Source organism: Glycomyces sp. MUSA5-2 (genome assembly GCF_037034145.1).
GTDB classification, from domain to species: Bacteria; Actinomycetota; Actinomycetes; order Mycobacteriales; family Micromonosporaceae; genus Glycomyces; species Glycomyces artemisiae.
Genome location: NZ_JBAGKG010000003.1, coordinates 320,296 through 335,582 on the forward strand (window position 1 = coordinate 320,296; position 15,287 = coordinate 335,582).

Annotated in this window: 15 protein-coding genes; 8 read left to right on the forward strand and 7 right to left on the reverse strand. The window is 72.0% G+C overall.

Annotated elements, in window-relative coordinates:
* The first annotated feature begins 12 nt into the window (after positions 1–12).
* The 5 genes from WA640_RS11685 to WA640_RS11705 all read left to right on the forward strand — a co-directional run bounded on the left by WA640_RS11685 (position 13) and on the right by WA640_RS11705 (position 5,006).
* A complete protein-coding gene (locus tag WA640_RS11685; RefSeq protein WP_106363614.1) occupies positions 13–417 on the forward strand; it encodes a DUF7144 family membrane protein in 405 nt (134 codons plus the stop codon).
* 13 nt (positions 418–430) lie between these two features.
* Complete coding sequence (locus WA640_RS11690) at positions 431–1,456, forward strand: LacI family DNA-binding transcriptional regulator (protein ID WP_335987822.1); 1,026 nt, start codon at positions 431–433, stop codon at positions 1,454–1,456.
* Between the two features lie 72 nt (positions 1,457–1,528).
* A complete protein-coding gene (locus tag WA640_RS11695) occupies positions 1,529–3,523 on the forward strand; it encodes a hypothetical protein (protein ID WP_335987823.1) in 1,995 nt (664 codons plus the stop codon).
* Positions 3,524–3,584: 61 nt separating this feature from the next.
* Positions 3,585–4,178, forward strand: coding sequence for a TetR/AcrR family transcriptional regulator (locus WA640_RS11700; RefSeq protein WP_335987824.1), 594 nt, complete (start codon positions 3,585–3,587; stop codon positions 4,176–4,178).
* Between the two features lie 3 nt (positions 4,179–4,181).
* On the forward strand, positions 4,182–5,006 hold the full coding sequence (locus tag WA640_RS11705) for an SDR family NAD(P)-dependent oxidoreductase (protein ID WP_335987825.1): 825 nt from the start codon (positions 4,182–4,184) through the stop codon (positions 5,004–5,006).
* Here WA640_RS11705 and WA640_RS11710 read toward each other — a convergent pair.
* Both WA640_RS11710 and WA640_RS11715 read right to left on the reverse strand, forming a co-directional pair.
* Entirely contained in the window at positions 5,003–5,671 is a 669-nt protein-coding gene (locus WA640_RS11710; protein ID WP_335987827.1) for a DNA alkylation repair protein, read from the reverse strand. The two genes, WA640_RS11705 and WA640_RS11710, sit on opposite strands and share 4 nt — an antisense overlap.
* A 9-nt stretch (positions 5,672–5,680) precedes the next feature.
* Positions 5,681–7,252 (reverse strand): phytoene desaturase family protein, encoded by a 1,572-nt coding sequence (locus tag WA640_RS11715; protein WP_335987828.1) that lies wholly within the window; start codon positions 7,250–7,252, stop codon positions 5,681–5,683.
* A 103-nt stretch (positions 7,253–7,355) separates the two neighbouring features.
* On the opposite strand from WA640_RS11715, the gene WA640_RS11720 reads away from it, so the two are divergent.
* The gene (locus WA640_RS11720) at positions 7,356–7,604 is read left to right on the forward strand and encodes a hypothetical protein (protein WP_335987829.1); all 249 of its coding nucleotides are present in this window, start codon (positions 7,356–7,358) and stop codon (positions 7,602–7,604) included.
* Between the two features lie 58 nt (positions 7,605–7,662).
* Here WA640_RS11720 and WA640_RS11725 read toward each other — a convergent pair whose 3' ends face one another.
* From WA640_RS11725 to WA640_RS11745, 5 genes are read right to left on the reverse strand one after another with little or no spacing between them, the layout of a single operon-like run.
* On the reverse strand, positions 7,663–8,520 hold the full coding sequence (locus tag WA640_RS11725) for a carbohydrate ABC transporter permease (RefSeq protein ID WP_335987830.1): 858 nt from the start codon (positions 8,518–8,520) through the stop codon (positions 7,663–7,665).
* Positions 8,510–9,454 carry a carbohydrate ABC transporter permease gene (locus tag WA640_RS11730; protein ID WP_335987831.1) on the reverse strand — a complete coding sequence of 315 codons (945 nt, stop codon included), beginning with the start codon at positions 9,452–9,454 and terminating at the stop codon, positions 8,510–8,512. Before WA640_RS11730 ends, WA640_RS11725 begins: the two co-directional genes overlap by 11 nt.
* Complete coding sequence (locus WA640_RS11735) at positions 9,451–10,719, reverse strand: ABC transporter substrate-binding protein (protein ID WP_335987832.1); 1,269 nt, start codon at positions 10,717–10,719, stop codon at positions 9,451–9,453. The genes WA640_RS11730 and WA640_RS11735 overlap by 4 nt, the downstream gene beginning before the upstream one ends.
* 57 nt (positions 10,720–10,776) lie before the next feature.
* Entirely contained in the window at positions 10,777–12,390 is a 1,614-nt protein-coding gene (locus tag WA640_RS11740; RefSeq protein ID WP_335987833.1) for an FAD-dependent oxidoreductase, read from the reverse strand.
* Complete coding sequence (locus tag WA640_RS11745; protein WP_335987834.1) at positions 12,387–13,448, reverse strand: LacI family DNA-binding transcriptional regulator; 1,062 nt, start codon at positions 13,446–13,448, stop codon at positions 12,387–12,389. The genes WA640_RS11740 and WA640_RS11745 overlap by 4 nt, the downstream gene beginning before the upstream one ends.
* A gap of 190 nt (positions 13,449–13,638) precedes the next feature.
* On the opposite strand from WA640_RS11745, the gene WA640_RS11750 reads away from it, so the two are divergent.
* Both WA640_RS11750 and WA640_RS11755 read left to right on the forward strand, forming a co-directional pair.
* Positions 13,639–14,616, forward strand: coding sequence for a hypothetical protein (locus WA640_RS11750; protein ID WP_335987835.1), 978 nt, complete (start codon positions 13,639–13,641; stop codon positions 14,614–14,616).
* Between the two features lie 92 nt (positions 14,617–14,708).
* A complete protein-coding gene (locus WA640_RS11755; RefSeq protein ID WP_335987837.1) occupies positions 14,709–15,215 on the forward strand; it encodes a glutathione peroxidase in 507 nt (168 codons plus the stop codon).
* Positions 15,216–15,287 lie beyond the last annotated feature (72 nt).

A 15,287-nucleotide genomic window follows, 5' to 3' on the forward strand; every position in this document is an offset into this window, starting at 1 on the left:
GAGGAGACGGCCATGGCCGACGACGACGGCAGGCTCGCCTGGGCGACCGCGGGCGCGGTGGCGGCCGGCGCGCTGATGATCACCGTGGGCCTGTTCCAGGTCTTCGAGGGCATCGCCGCGGTCGCGCACGACGAGCTCTTCCTCGGCCTCAAGGACTACACGTTCGCGATCGACACGACCGGCTGGGGCTGGATCCACATCGTGCTCGGCGCGCTCGTTGGCCTCGCCGGGATCTTCGTGCTCGCGGGCCGCTCGTGGGCGTACGGCGTGGGCATCGGCCTCGCCGCGGTCTCGGCGCTGAACCAGTTCTTCTTCCTGCCGTACTACCCGCTGTGGGCGCTGCTCATCATCGCGTTCAACGTCTTCGTGATCTGGGCCCTCGCAGTGGTCCTCGCCGAGGTCAACTCCGGGCCCTGATTACGCTCTTCTCATGACCGAGCGACGGGCCGCGCCCACCAGCCATGACGTGGCCCGGCTCGCGGGCGTCTCGCAGAGCACCGTCTCCTATGTGATGACCGGGAAGCGCTCGATCTCGCCCGAGACCCGCGAACGGGTCCTCGCCGCGATCGAGCAGCTCACGTACCAGCCGAACGCCGGGGCCCGCGCGCTGCGCGGCCAGCGCACGCAGGTCATCGCCCTCATGGTCCGCCTCGGCGAGCACGCCGACCCGCGCGACACCGTCCCGTACATCGACGCGGTCGTGGCGGCCGCGCGCGAAAGGGACCACGACGTGGTCCTGGTGACCGGCGACGAAGGTCCGGCGGCGCTGACCCGCATGGCCGGGCGGCGCAACTGCGACGCGTTCGTGCTCATGGACATCCGCGCCGACGACGACCGGATCGCCACCGCAGCGGCCCTGGAGCAGCCGGTGGTCCTCATCGGCACGCCCGCCGACCGGGCCGGGCTCGACGCCGTCGACTACGACGTGCCGCGCGCGGCGGCGATGCTCGTCGACGAGCTCGCCGACACCGGCCACCGGCACGCGGTGCTCCTCGGAGAGAGCGCCCTGCCGGGGGAGTACTGGTTCGTCAGCGCCTTCCACGACGCGTGCCGCGCGCGGGCGGCTGAACGCGGCCTTGACTTCGCGGTGGTCGACCCGCCGCGGCCCGGCTGGGCCGGGGTCGAGGCGGCCGCGCCGCGGCTCCTCGCGGACCGCGGCGACCGGCTCGGCCTCATCGCCCGCACCCCGCAGGCCACTGAGCGGCTGCTCCTGCTGGCCCGCTTCCACGGGCTGCGCCCCGGCGAGGACGTGTCCGTGGTGGGCCTGTGCCCGGACGCCGCGGCCGAGGCGCTCGACCCGCCCGCGACGAGCGTGTCGACGCAGGCCCGCGAGGTCTCGCGCAAGGCCGTCGAGCTGCTGTTCGCCCGCATCGACGGCACCGCGGCGGATTCGGCCCTGCATCTGGTGGCCCCGGGCGAGCTGCGGCGGCGGGGGAGCACCGCGGTCTTCGAGTGACGCCGTCGGCGTCGACCGGCCTCGACTGCTATCGTCGATACGTATCGATAACCCGATCGAAAGGCCGCCCCCGTGCCCGCTGACTTCCCCCTCCGCCTCGACTTCGGCGGCGGCCACGCCGACCTCGACCCCGCCACGGGCGCCCCGCTCCAGTTCACCGACGGCGCCGACCCGGCCCGCCGCTTCCTCCTCGACCCCGCCGACGCGCCCTGGCACTCGATCGAACACCAATGGGGCTCAGGGCATCTGACCACCGACCGCGGCGGCTACCGCTGGCACTCGCCCGCGACGTCGACCGCCGTCGAAGGCGGCTTCGAGTCGGAGCACCCGCTCGCCGAGGGCCTGCGCGTCACCGTGCGGCGCTGGACCGACGGCGACCGGCTCCGCGAGCGCTACACCGTCGCCAACGACGGCCCCGAGCCGCTCGCGATCACCGGCCTCGGCATCCAGACCCCCTTCGGCGACGTCTACGGCGCCGCCCGGGACGCCCTCGACCGCGCCGTCCACGCCCACCTGTTCACCGGCGGGACCTGGGCGTGGGCCCTCGCGCAGCCCATGTCGGGCACCGGTCGCAGCCTCGGCCTCATCGTGCGCGAGGGCGCCGTCCGCGCCTACTCGATCGAGTCGCGCAACCCCGCCTCGTACTCGAACATCCGCGGCCACATCGCGCTCCTCGCCACCGACCGCGCCCGCAACCCCGCGGCCTTCGGCGGCCAGCCCGAACTCGCGGTCGCCCCCGGCGGCTCCCTCGCCCTCGAATGGGAACTCGGCTGGTACGACACGATCGCCGACTTCCTCGCCGCCACCGACGCACCCGCCCGCTTCTCCTCCTGCACCGCGCAGACCGGCGAGGCGATCACCGTCGAAGCCGACGAGGTCGCCAGCCCCGACGCCACAGTCGTGCAGACGGGTGAGCGCCGCTGGACCGTCACCGCCGACCGCCACGGCCCCGCCACCGTCGACATCGGCGGCGCCCGCACGGAGGTCTTCTTCCACGACGACCTCGAAACCGTCGTGCGCCGCCGCGTCGACTACATCGCGCGCCACCAGATCGCGCGCGAACGCCCCGGCCTCCTCGCGCACGCCTTCGTCCCGGTCGACGTGCGCACCAAGACCACCCACTCCACCAACGCCTGGCAGGACTGGACCGACGGCTCCGAACGGGTCGCCATGCCGCTGCTTCTCCAGCTCGCGGCCCTCCGCGGCTGGGCCGACCCGACCGAGGTCGGGCCGCTCCTCGACGGCTGGGCCGAGTTCGCCGCCCGCCACCTCCTCGACGCCGACGCCACCCCGACCCGCGGCAGCCAGGTCGGCCGGGTGCCGCGCCTGTACGACGCGCCGTGGCTCGCCCGGTTCTTCCTCGACCGCCACCGCCTCACCGGCGACCCCGCCGCGCTCGACCTCGCCGCGTGCATCATCGAACGCAACTTCGCCCTCGGCGGCACCGCGCACCTGTCGATCACCCTGTCCGAGACCACCGTCGCCATCGCGGAAGCCCTCGGCGACACCCCGCGCGCCGCCGCCCTGCGCGAGGGCCTCATCGCGAGCGCCCGCCACTTCACCGGCCTCGGCCGGAACCTCCCGGCCCACGAGGTCAACTACGAGCAGTCCATCGTCGCCCCGCTCGTCGACCTCCTCACGGCCGCATACGGACTCACCGGCGAATCCGAATTCCTCGACGCGGCCGCCGAGCGCCTCCCGTGGCTCCTCGCCTTCGGCGGCCCGCAGCCCCACGCCCGCCTCCACGGCGTCGCGATCCGCCACTGGGACGGCTACTGGTTCGGCATCGAGCGCCTCTGGGGCGACGTCTTCCCCCACCACTGGAGCGCCCTCACCGCCGCCACTCTCCGCCGCCTCCCCGCGTCCCTGCGCACCGCCGACACCGACCGCCTCGCCGCCGCGATTGAAGGCGCCAACATGGCGAACCAGTTCGCCGACGGCTCCGCGACCTGCGCGTTCGTCATGCCCTCAACAGTCGACGGCCGCGCCGCCCACCTGGACGACCCCCTCGCCAACGACCAGGACTGGCACCTGGTGCTCCGGCTCCGCACGCTTGATGAGACGTGACGTCTCGAAAACCTGAACGATTTCCTAGACGCTGCGTCTCGGCAACGGTAGTCTGGGGTCCATGACCAACGCGACCCGGACCGCGAGCGGCCGCAAGCGCAACGAAGAGGCGCGGCTCGCGATCCTCACCGCCGCTTACGAACTCACGGCCGAAGCGGGCTACCCCGACCTCACGGTCGAGGGGATCGCCGCCCGCGCCGGAGCGGGCAAGCAGACCGTGTACCGCTGGTGGCCGACCAAGGCCGACATCCTGCTGGAAGCCTTGGCGCTCAAAGCGGACCTCAAGGTGTCGACCGCCGACCAGGGCTCGTTCCGGGCCGAGCTGGACACGTTCCTGCGCGACTCCGCGACCCTGCTGGCGTTCCCCGGCGTCGTCCCCGTGCTCCGGTCGCTCATGGCCGAGGCCCAGCGCGACGCCGACTTCCGCCGCCGCTTCCAGGACGGCTTCCTGACCAGGCGCCGGGCCGCGCTGGAGACCATCGTCGACCGGGCCGCGGCCCGCGGCGACAAGCCCCCGCACCTGACGGCCGACCTCGCCGCCGACGTGGTGTTCGGGATCGTCTGGTACCGGGTCCTCGCCACCGAACGCCTCCTCGAAGACGAGGACGTCACCGCGATCCGACGACTGCTGACCGACCGCTCAGGCAAGGAGTAGGACATGACCGCTCGCACCATCGTGCTCACCGGCGCCACCGACGGACTGGGCCGCGCGCTCGCCGCCGAACTCGCCCGCAACTCCGCGAACACCCTCATCCTCCACGGACGCAGCCGGTCCCGCCTCGACGACCTCACCGCCGACCTCGCCGACGCCCCCGCGACCATCCGCACCGTCCGGGCCGACCTCGCCGACCTCGCGCAGGTCCACCGCCTCGCCGACGACATCGAGGGCCTGACCGACCGCGTCTCGGTCCTGGTCAACAACGCCGGGGTCGGCGGTGGCGAACCCGACGGCAACGACCGGCGCCTCAGCGCCGACGGCTACGAACTGCGCTTCGCCGTCAACCACCTCGCCGCGTTCGCACTGACGCAGCGCCTGCTGCCCCTGCTCGACCGCGGCGCCCCGGCGCGGATCGTCAACGTCGCCTCCATCGGCCAGGCCCCCATCGACTTCGACGACCCGTTCATCGAGCACGACTACTCCGGCGTGCGCGCCTACGGCCAGTCGAAACTCGCGATGATCACCACCGGCTTCGTCCTCGCCGAACGCCTGGACCCGCAGCGCGTCACCGTCAACAGCCTGCACCCGGCCACCTTCATGCCGACCAAGATGGTCCTCCAGTCGGTCGGCCACAGCATCGACTCCCTGGAGACCGGCATCCACGCGACCCTGCGCCTCATCGACAGCCCCGACCTCGACGGCGTCACCGGGCAGTTCTTCGACCGCACCAAACCCGCGCGGGCGCACGCCGACGCCTACGACCCGAGCGTCAAACAGCGCCTGTGGGACCTGAGCACCGAGCTCACCGAGAAGCCCCGAGGCTAGGCGTTCTCCTTGCGCCGCACCAGCTCCTCGATCCAGATCGGCGCGTACGGGGACGTGCAGTTCGGGGGCGTCGGGTAGTCCTTGAGGACTTCCAGGCGCTCGCCGATCGCGATCGCCCGCGCCCGGTGCCTGGCGTGGTCGATGCCGATCTGGGCGAGGCAGTGGTTCATGGCCCACTGCAACCGGTCCGGCGCGTCCTTCATCTCCGCTTCGATCACGTCGAGCAGGCCCGGCAGGTCGAGGCCGTCGGGTCGCTTCGCGACCCGCTCGGTGGTGAGCGCCCAGCCCGCGCTGGCGACGACGGGGTCCGGGTCGTCCAGCCAGGCGAGGCGCAGCTCCTCGGCGTGCGGGCTCTTCTTGACGACGTAGTTGACGAGCCAGTCGTGGACCTTCGGGCCGTTGGCCTCGCGCAGCATCGCGTCGAGCTCGTCGCGGCCGAACGCCTTCGGGCGGCAGACGAGCAGCGCGAGGAGCCGGGCGGCGGTGTCGCCGGTGGCCCACAGGTCCACGGCCAGGTCCTGCTGGGTCTTGAGCCGCTTGGCGACGGCGCGGAGCTTCGTCAGGTTGACGCCGTGGTCGTCGCCGTGCTTGGCGTTGACGGCCCGCGCCTTCGGTTCGTCGAGCGCGGCCAGTTCGGCCATGACCTCGGATGTCGTCGCGTCCATGGCCCGATCCTATGGCGCGAGGACGGCCATGGCCGCGTTGTGGCCGGGGATCCCGCTCACCCCGCCGCCGCGCACCGCGCCCGCCCCGCAGAGCAGGACGTTCGCGTGCGCGGTCTCGACGCCCCACCGCCCCTGCTCGGCGCCGGTCCGGAAGGGCCAGGACAGGTCGCGGTGGAAGATGTTCCCGCCCGGGAGCCGCAGGTCCGCTTCGAGGTCGACGGGGGTCTTCGCCTCGATGCACGGCTCGCCGTTCGCGTCCTCGGCGAGGCAGTCGGCGAGCGGCTCGGCCAGGTACGCGTCGAGCTGCGCGACGGTGGCCTCCAGGAGTGCGGCCTTCGCCTCCTTGTTCGCACTGTCGTTGTCGGCACTGCCGCGGAACAGGCGCGCGGGCGCGTGCAGGCCGAACAGCGTCAGCGTCTGGAACCCCTGCTCCACCAGGTCCGCGCCGAGGATCGACGGGTCGGAGAGCGAATGGCAGTAGATCTCCGAAGGCGGCCGCGACGGCAGCGACCCGGCCGCGGCCTGCACGTACGCCGCTTCGAGCTCGTCGAACGACTCCGCGACGTGGAACGTGCCCGCGAACGCCTCGCGCGGATCGGTGTCGGCGTCCCGCAGCCGCGGCAGCCGCTTGAGCAGCATGTTCACCTTCAACTGCGCGCCTTCGGCGGGCTCGGGCGCCGGGTCGCCGAGGAGCGCGGCCAACGCCTCGGGGGAGGCGTTGACGAGCACGTGCCGCGCCTCCACGGTCCCGGTGCCTTCGGCGGTCGTGAACGCCACTTCGGCGCGGGCGCCGTCGGTCGCGATCGCGGTCGCCTCGTGGCCGGTGCGGATCTCCGCGCCCGCCGCCCGCGCCGCCGCGGCGAGCTCGTCGGTGAACGCGCCCATGCCGCCGACGGGGACGTCCCAGTCGCCCGTGCCGCCGCCGATGACGTGGTACAGGAACGTGCGGTTCTGCCGCAGGTCCTGCGCCCACGCGGAGGTGAACGTGCCGATGAGGCCGTCGGTGAGGACCACGCCGCGCACGAGGTCGTCGCGGAACGCGTCCTGGATCGTCTCGCCGAGGGGCGCCTCGAAGAACATGCGCCAGATCCGGTCGTCGCCGATGCGCCGGCGCAGTTCGGTTTCGGAGACGAGGGGTTCGGTGAGCGTGGGGAATACCCGCTCGGCCACTTTGGCCGCGTCGGCGTAGAACGCCTGCCACGCCTCGTATTCGGCGTCGGAGCCGGTGAGGTGCTTGAACGAGTCGCGGTTGCGGGCGGCGTCCCTGGTGACGAGCAGGCCGGTGTCGCGGCCGCCGCGCACCGCGGGCGTGTAGGAGGAGACGTGGCGCTTGCGCACCTGGAACCGCAGGCCGAGGTCGTCGACGATCTTGCGCGGCAGGAGGCTCACGAGGTAGGAGTAGCGCGAGAGGCGCGCGTCGACGCCGGGGAACGCGGGGGCGGAGATCGCGGCGCCTCCGGTGCGGCCCAGGCGTTCCAGGACGAGGACGCGCTTTCCGGCGCGGGCGAGGTAGGCCGCGGAGACGAGGCCGTTGTGGCCGCCGCCGACGATGACGGCGTCGTAGGACCGGTGCTGAGGCATGTCCCTTCCTAGCACGGTTTCCGTTGCAGCGGTTCCGGGAACTTTGTATCCGCATCATGTCCCCCTATAGTGGGACGTACCGACGCGAAAAGGGGGTAAGTCAATGGGCTTGCTGGACAAGTTCAACGAGCTGAAGGACATGGTGACCGGCGCGGTCGAGGAGGCCAAGGGGCAGGCCGGGGAGATGGCGGGCGACGCGACCGGCGAAGCGGGCGCGGCGTTCGAGGAGTACGTCCCGGACGCGGCGCAGCAGGCCGGTGAGGCCGCCCAAGGGGCGGGCGACGCCGCGCAGGACGCCCAGGACCAGGCGCAGGGCGCCGTCGAGGACTTCCGCAACGAGCACGGACTCTAAAGCGCCCGTAGCGGAGTGAGACAGGGAGCGGTGCCCCGGCCTCGGCCGGGGCACCGCTTCATCCTTTGAGGCCGGTGTGGGCGAGGCCCTCGACGAACTGGCGCTGGGCCACCACGAAGACGATGAGCACCGGCAGCGCCGAGAGCGTCGCCGCGGACAGTTGCACGTCCCACATGGGGCCGCCGTAGGCGTCGGTGAACTGCGTGAGCGCCTGCGGGAGCGTGAACTTCTCGGGTGTCGACAGGAACACGACGGGCTCCAGGTACAGGTTCCAGCTGTGCAGGAACGAGAAGATCGCGACCGCGCCGAGCGCCGGGCGCGACAGCGGCAGCGCGATCCGCCAGTACAGGCCGAGGCGCCCGAGGCCGTCCATGCGCCCGGCCTCCTCGATCTCGCCGGGCAGCGCGATGAAGAACTGCCGCATGATGAGCGTGGCGAGGACGCTCGGCGCGCCGAAGATCGGCACGAGGATCAGCGGCCAGTGCGTGTCGACCATGCCGAGCCCGTTGAACAGCTGGAACAGCGGGACGATGGTGACCTCGCTGGGAATGAGCAGGCCCACGAGGACCACCAGGAACAGCGGGTTGTGGCCGGGGAAGCGGATGCGCGCGAACGCGTACCCGGCGAGCGACGACACCGTGAGCGTCCCGATCGTGACGACCGCCGCGATGTACATGCTGTTCCAGTACTGGGCGGCGAACGGCGCGAACTCGAAGACGCGGGCGTACGCCGACAGGCTCGGGTCCGCGGGCAGCAGCGTCGGCGGGAACGCGAAGATCTCGTTGGCGGACTTGAGGCTCGACGTGACCATCCACCAGGTGGGGAACACGAACGGGACGGCGAGCACGCACAGCAGCGCGTAGAGGACGAGCTTCGCGCGCCGCGAGGGTCCGGTCCTCAGTCGTTCAGTCCTCATGGACGACCCACTTCCTGCGCATCTGCCACTGGATCACGGTGAGCACCAGGACGATCGCGAACAGCAGGACCGAGAGGGTCGCGCCGTAGCCGAAGTCGTGGAACTGGAAGGCGTTCTGGTACAGGTAGTAGACGAGCACCGTGGTGGAGGTGCCCGGTCCGCCGCTGGTGAGCACGTCGATCTGGGCGAACACCTGGAGCGAGCCGACGACGGTGATGATCGAGGTGAGCAGGATCGTCGGGCTGATCATCGGCATCGTGATGCGCCGGAACCGGGTCCACGCGCCCGCGCCGTCGATCGTGGACGCCTCGTACAGCTCCTTCGGCACGCCCTGGAGCGCGGCGAGGAACAGGACCATGTTGAGCCCCACGTTCTTCAGCACCTGCACGACCACGACCGAGACCATCGCGGTGGTCTCGCCGCGCAGCCAGTTCGGGCCCTCGGCGCCGAACACGGACAGCAGGCCGTTGACGCCGCCGTCGTCCTGGAGCAGGAACCGCCACACGATCGTCCACGCCACCAAGGTGACCGCGACCGGGGAGAAGAAGATCGTGCGGAACACGATCGTGCCCGCCAGCTTCTGGTTGAGCAGGATCGCGAGCACCAGCGCGAGGCTCAGGTTGAGCGCGACCAGGCCGACCGAGAACGCGGCGGTCGCGCCGAGGACGCCCGGCAGCGCCGGGTCCTGCGCGAGGCGCTCGTAGTTCTCGCCGCCGGTCCACGTGAAGCCCCCGGCGAGCACGTTCCAGTCGTGGAAGCTGTACCAGAACATCAGGCCCAGCGGCAGCAGCACGAACAGGAGCGTCCCGGCCAGCTGCGGGGCGGTGAACAGGAATCCGGCAAGGTGGTCGCGGCGCCGCGCCGTCCACCATCCGGGCCGGCCCGGCCGGGACTGCTCCCGGCCGGGCGGCGCGTCGGTCTTCACCGCGGTCATTGCGCCAGCAGCGGGTCGATGGCGGTGCACAGCTCCGCGAGGACGCCCGCGACGTCCGCGTCGGCGGTCCACAGCGGGTCGAGCGCGGCGCGCACGGCCTGGTCGAGCTGGGCCTGGCCGGTGTGGCTGGGCTTGACGACGCCGCTGTCGATCCGGTCGATGACCACGGCCTGGAGCTGCTCGGGGGTGAGCAGCGGGTTGGCCTGGCCGAGGACCTCGGCGGTCAGCTGCGACTCGCGCGGCGGCGGGAAGTACTGGGCGAGCTTCACGGAGTTCTCCGGGTTCGTCATGTACGCGAGGAAGTCGGCGGCCTCCTCGGGGTGCGGCGCGACGGTGAGGACGCCGAGGCCGCCCTGCCCGATCACGGAGTACTCGCCCGCGGGCCCGGCCGGGAGCGGCACGAGGTCCCACCCGAACTCGGCCTCCGCGAGGAGCCCGGCGCGGGAGATCTGCGTGACGGTCATGGCCGCCTCGCCCGCGAAGAAGTCCGCGGTGGTGCCCGGTCCGGGCATGGCCTCCTGCTCGAACACGGCGTCGTGCATGAACGTGAGCGCCTCGGTCATCTCCGGGTCGTCGAAGCCGCAGTCGGCGCCGTCGGCGCTCCAGGCCTGGGCGCCCCAGCCGGTCCACAGCGTCGAGAGGTTGTCCCAGCCGGAGTAGTCGAAGTCGCGGATGACGAGCCCGTCCGTGCCGGTGGCGGCGTGGACGGCCGCCCCGGCCTCGATCACGCGCTCCCAGGTCCACTCGCCGTTCGCGATGAGCTCGGCGGCGGTGGGCTGCCCGGCCTCGGCGAGGAGGTCGTTGTTGACGAAGACGCCGAACGGCGAGGTCGAGAACGGGTACGCGTACAGCTCGTCGTCCTCGCGCCACAGCTCCGTGGCCGCGGGGATCAGGTCGTCGTACTCGTATCCTTCGGTGCCCGAGAGGGTCTCGCTCAGTGGCACGAGGGCGCCGCTGGAGACGAAGTCGGGCGCGGAGTTCTCCAGGATCCACGCCAGGTCGGGGGCGTTGTCCCCGGCGATCTGCGTGGTCAGCGTGCTCGTGTACCCCTCGAACGGGAGCGGGTCGAACTCGATCGCCTCCACATCGGGGTGGTCGGCGATGTAGGCGTCGGCGATCTCGTTGAGCATTGCGAGGTGGTCCTCGCTCGCGGACCACGTGGTCATGCGCAGCGTGACCGGCCCGTCGTCGCCTCCGCCTCCGCAGGCGGCGAGGACGAGCGGCGCCGCCGCCGCGGCGGCGAGCAGTAGGCGTCCGTGCTTCATAAGGGGTTCTTCCTTTCCGTTGACGGCATTGTCATCAGGGGTTTCGCAGTAGTGAGGTCAGTAAGGGGCGATGTCGGGCCAGCGCAGTTCGAAGCCCTGCGCGGTGAGCCGGTCCTGGAACTCGGCGAGCAGCGCCGGGTCGGCCCCGACGGCGCGCGGCGGCAGGCCGCGCTCGAAGCTGAAGGCCGCGAGGGCCCCGGCGGCCTCGCCGATGTTCCATTCGACCGGGTGCAGCCGGTAGCAGCCGTTGGTGATGTGGGTCGTGCCGAGGTTCTTCCCGGCGGGGAGGAGGTTGTCGACCCGCACCGGCAGGAGTGCGCCGAGCGGGATCTCGAACGGGCAGGAGGCGACGTCGATGTAGTTGTCGCCCCCGGTGGAGGGGTGGAGGTCGATGCGGTACATGCCGATCCCGACACTGTCGTGATAGGACACCGCGCCCTTGTCGCCGCGCACCGCCGCCGACAGGTCCTGCTCGACCACGGTGTACTCGGCCTTGATGCGCCGCGACTCGCGGTGGTAGGGTGCCTGGGCGAGGCCGTCGGCCGAGCCGGTCACGTCCCCGCGCAGCCGCAGCCCCGGCCAGCCCGCGCCGCCGTCGGCGCGCGGCGCCTCGGTCTGGAGCCAGTACAGGACGGACCTGGAGAGGTCCCTCGCGCGCTCCAGATGCACTGCGGCGTCGGGGTTGTCGATGATCGGGGCCAGGAAGTAGTCGATCATCGGCCAGTTCACGAGCGTGATGTCGCTGGCGTACGCGCCGGGCGTGAAGTTCCGGCGGGCGGCGATCCGGCGGAACGTCCACAGGTTCATGTCGCCGCCGCCGAGCCGCTGGTCGCCGACGACGGACAGGGGGTCGTCGTCGGGATTGGGCTCGAACGTGCGCTCCGCGGGTTCGAGGGTGCGCGGGTGCGGGGCCCGGAACCCCAGCAGGTTCCCGCCCCAGAAGTCGGTGCGGAAGCCCCGCCAGAAGTCGTAGTCCTCCGGCCTGTCGATGGTGTGGTCCCCGTCGACGTGGTCCACCGCGAAGCACACCGACACGGCCTGCATGTTGTCCGGCTGCGCCTCGTCGGGCGCGCTCGGCTCCCCGGTGTCCTTCCCCGACTCGAACCCGGTGACGTACTCGGTGCCGGTGAGCGGCAGCAGCTCCCCGGTCTCGGTGGCGTCCAGCACGAACGGCGCGGCCACGGTGAGCCGCTCGCCGGTGTCCCGATGAGCGAGCTCGACGGCCTCCACCCTGTCGCCGTCCACGGCCGCCGCCACGGGCCGGTACGGCTGGAGGAGCCGCAGCGCCCCCGAGCCGATGTAGGGCGCGAGCATCGACTCCAGGACCGCCACGGCGACGCGGGGCTCGTGGCACAGGCGGCTGACGTGCCCGCCGCCCGGGTTCAGGTCCCGCTTCGCGCGGGCCGCCTCCGTGAGCGGGTAGTGGCGCCGGTAGTACTCCCTGATCCCGTCCCGCAGCCGCCGGTACGAGGCGGTGACGCCGAACTGCTCCACCCAGGACGACTCGTCCGGGGGCACGGCCTGGCTCGTCAGCTGCCCGCCGATCCAGTCGTACTCCTCGGTGAGGATGACGCGCCGCCCGGCGCGCAGCGCGGCCAGCGCGGCGGCGACGCCGCCGAGACCACCGCCCACGACGAGGATGTCGGCCTGGAGTTCGTTCGCCTGCTTCAAGAGTGGTTCCTTCCGGTGGGGGCCGGCGCGAGGGTCGCGCCGTCGTGCAGTTCGCACGGGAGCAGCCGCTGCACGTTCTCCTCGGTGCCGCCGAGCAGCCCGAGGAACACGTCGAGGGCCTGGCGGCCCATCTCGCGGCGGGGGATGGTGAAGCCGGTGACGTCGAGGTCGATCGACACCGGCCGGGTCGGGTCGCCGAGCGCCACCACGGACAGGTCGCCCGGGACGTCCAGCCCGCGGCCCGCGGCCCACGCGGTGACGGCCGGGACGTCGGCGGGCTCTTCGAGGAACACCGCGGTCACGCCTTCGTCCACGGCCGCGTCGAGCTTCTCGCCCGCGGCCGCGGGGATGCGGCCGTACGCGACCCCGGCCTTCGCCGCCGCCGCGCGGAACCCGCGCAGCCGGTCCGCATAGGACTCCGGGCCCTCGCCGCGGCCCACGTACGCGATCTTCCTGTGCCCCAGCTCGGCCGCGCGCGCCACGAGCGCCGCCGTCGCGGCCGGGTAGTCGGCGCCCACGTACGGCACCGGCCCGCCCGCGTCGTCCCGGCGACCCACCGACACGAACGGGATCCCTTCGGCCACAAGCCGTTCCAGGTCCCCCCGGTCGACCTCCTGCCCGAGCAGCACGCACCCGTCGGCGAGCCTGATCCGGCTCCCTTCGGCGAACATGCGGCGCCGGCCCCCGTCCACGGGCGCGCTGGTGAGCAGCAGCAGGTCGCAGCCGAGCCGCTCGGCCTGCTCCTCCAGGCCCAGCAGGAACGGGTGGAAGAAGTCCCTTGCGCCCGAAGGGAACACCGGCTCGTACGTGAACACGCCGATGATCCGGTTGTAGTGGTCGGCGAGGCGCCGCGCGATCGGGTCGGCCACGTAGCCGGTCTCGCGGATCGCGTCGAGCACGCGCTGGCGGGTGTCGGCGGCGATCCTGACGCCGCCGTCGAGGCGGTTGTTGAGCACCAGTGAGACGGTGGCCTGGCTGACGCCGGAGAGGCGGGCGATGTCGCGCTGCGTCACGCGGCGGCGGGGTCCGGTCACGGCGGGGCCTTTCTCGACGGGCATATAATGCGTATAACCACAGGTGCGTGTGATCATGTTGCACGCCGATTTTGGGACCGTCAAGATGATAATACGTATTATCATCTTGACTGCCGTTCACCGCAGAACGGACACTCGTCCTCCAGAGGCCCGCCGCGGTGCCCCTGCACCGCCCGAGCGCGGCGCGACCGCGCGGGCCGGACAGGAGTGCGTCATGGGTTCCGAACCGCGACCCGCCTTCGGGCGCCGCGGCCTGCTGCTGGGGGCCGCCGCCCTCGGCACGACCGCGGCGATCGGCGCCGCCGCCCCCGCCGCGGCCGCCGTCCCCGGCTTCCCGACCTTCACCCGCCTCGGTGCGGCGCTGGACAAGTCCGCGCTGAGCTACGCGCCCGCGCGCAAGGAGATCATCTTCCCGTCGATCAGGCACGTCGCCGGGAAGGTCGCCAACCCCCTGGGCAACTGGTACATGTACTACGCGCCGCACGACGACCCGGGCGGCATCTGCCTCGCCTACGCCGACTCCCTCGCCGGGCCCTGGAAGGAGTACTCGGCCAACCCGATCATCGACCGGAACTGGAACGGGCACTTCTCGGTCCCGCACGTCTCCAGCCCGCACGCGCACTGGAACGCCGCCGACGGGAAGATGTACCTGTACTTCCACGGCGACAACCGCACCACCCGCGTCGCCACCTCCACCGACGGCCGCTCGTTCACCTACGTCGGCACGGTCCTGCACACCTCGATGCTCCCGTCGAACGTCACCGAGGCGTCCTACGCGCGGGTCTTCCCGCACCCGACCCAGTCGGGCGTGTTCATCATGCTGTTCATGGGGAACCAGTCCGGGACCCGCAAGATCTTCATCGGCTGGTCGCACTCGCTGACCTCGGGCTGGCAGTTCAAGCAGCAGCCGCTCATCTCTCCCGGAGCGGGGGAGGAGGGGCAGATCTCGGGCGCCCACTACTGGGGCCGCAACGGCGGCGGCCACGTCGTCTACCACGGCGGCGACGGCCGCATCCGCGTCGCCTACGTGGGCACCGGCTTCGACCGCGAGGAGCACCTCGGCGTCCTGTACACCGAGCCGCAGGCCACCCGCGCGGCCGCCCCGAGCTTCGCCGAAGAGGGCGGGCGCCTCTACATGTTCTACGAGGCCGGGGCCCGCGGGAACACGAACATCGCCATCGCCCGCACCTGACCGGTCCCCTGACCGCCGCCCCGCCGGGCGTCCCCGCACCGGACGCCCGGCGGGTAGGTTTGCCGGAGCAACGGCGACACGAAGGGGGACCCATGGGACAGGACCTGGGCGCGATCGGCTTCACCACCAACGACGGCGCGGCGGCGACGCTCGCCGACCACCTCGGCGAGGTGGTCCTGGTCGTCAACACCGCCTCGAAATGCGGCCTCACCCCGCAGTACGAGGGACTCCAGGCCGCGTACGAGGAGTACCGCGACCGCGGCTTCACCGTGGTCGGCTTCCCCGCGAACGACTTCATGGGCCAGGAGCCCGGCACCGACGAGGAGATCGCCGAGTTCTGCTCGGTCAACTACGCGGTCACGTTCCCGCTCATGGCGAAGATCAGCGTCGCGGGCGAGACCCGCCACCCGCTCTACACCGAGCTCATCGCCCGCCGCCCCGTGATCGAGGGCAACACCGACGCCGACCCCGAGATCCAGTGGAACTTCGAGAAGTTCCTCCTCGGCCGCGACGGCGAGGTCGCCGCCCGCTTCGCCCCCACGGTCACCCCCGACGACCCGGCCCTCCGCAAGGCCATCGAGACCGAACTCCAGCGCTAGCCGCCCATCGGTCGACCTCGGCCGCTCGTTCGAGCAAGGGGCGGCCGTCTTCCGACCGGACCTCGGGCCAGG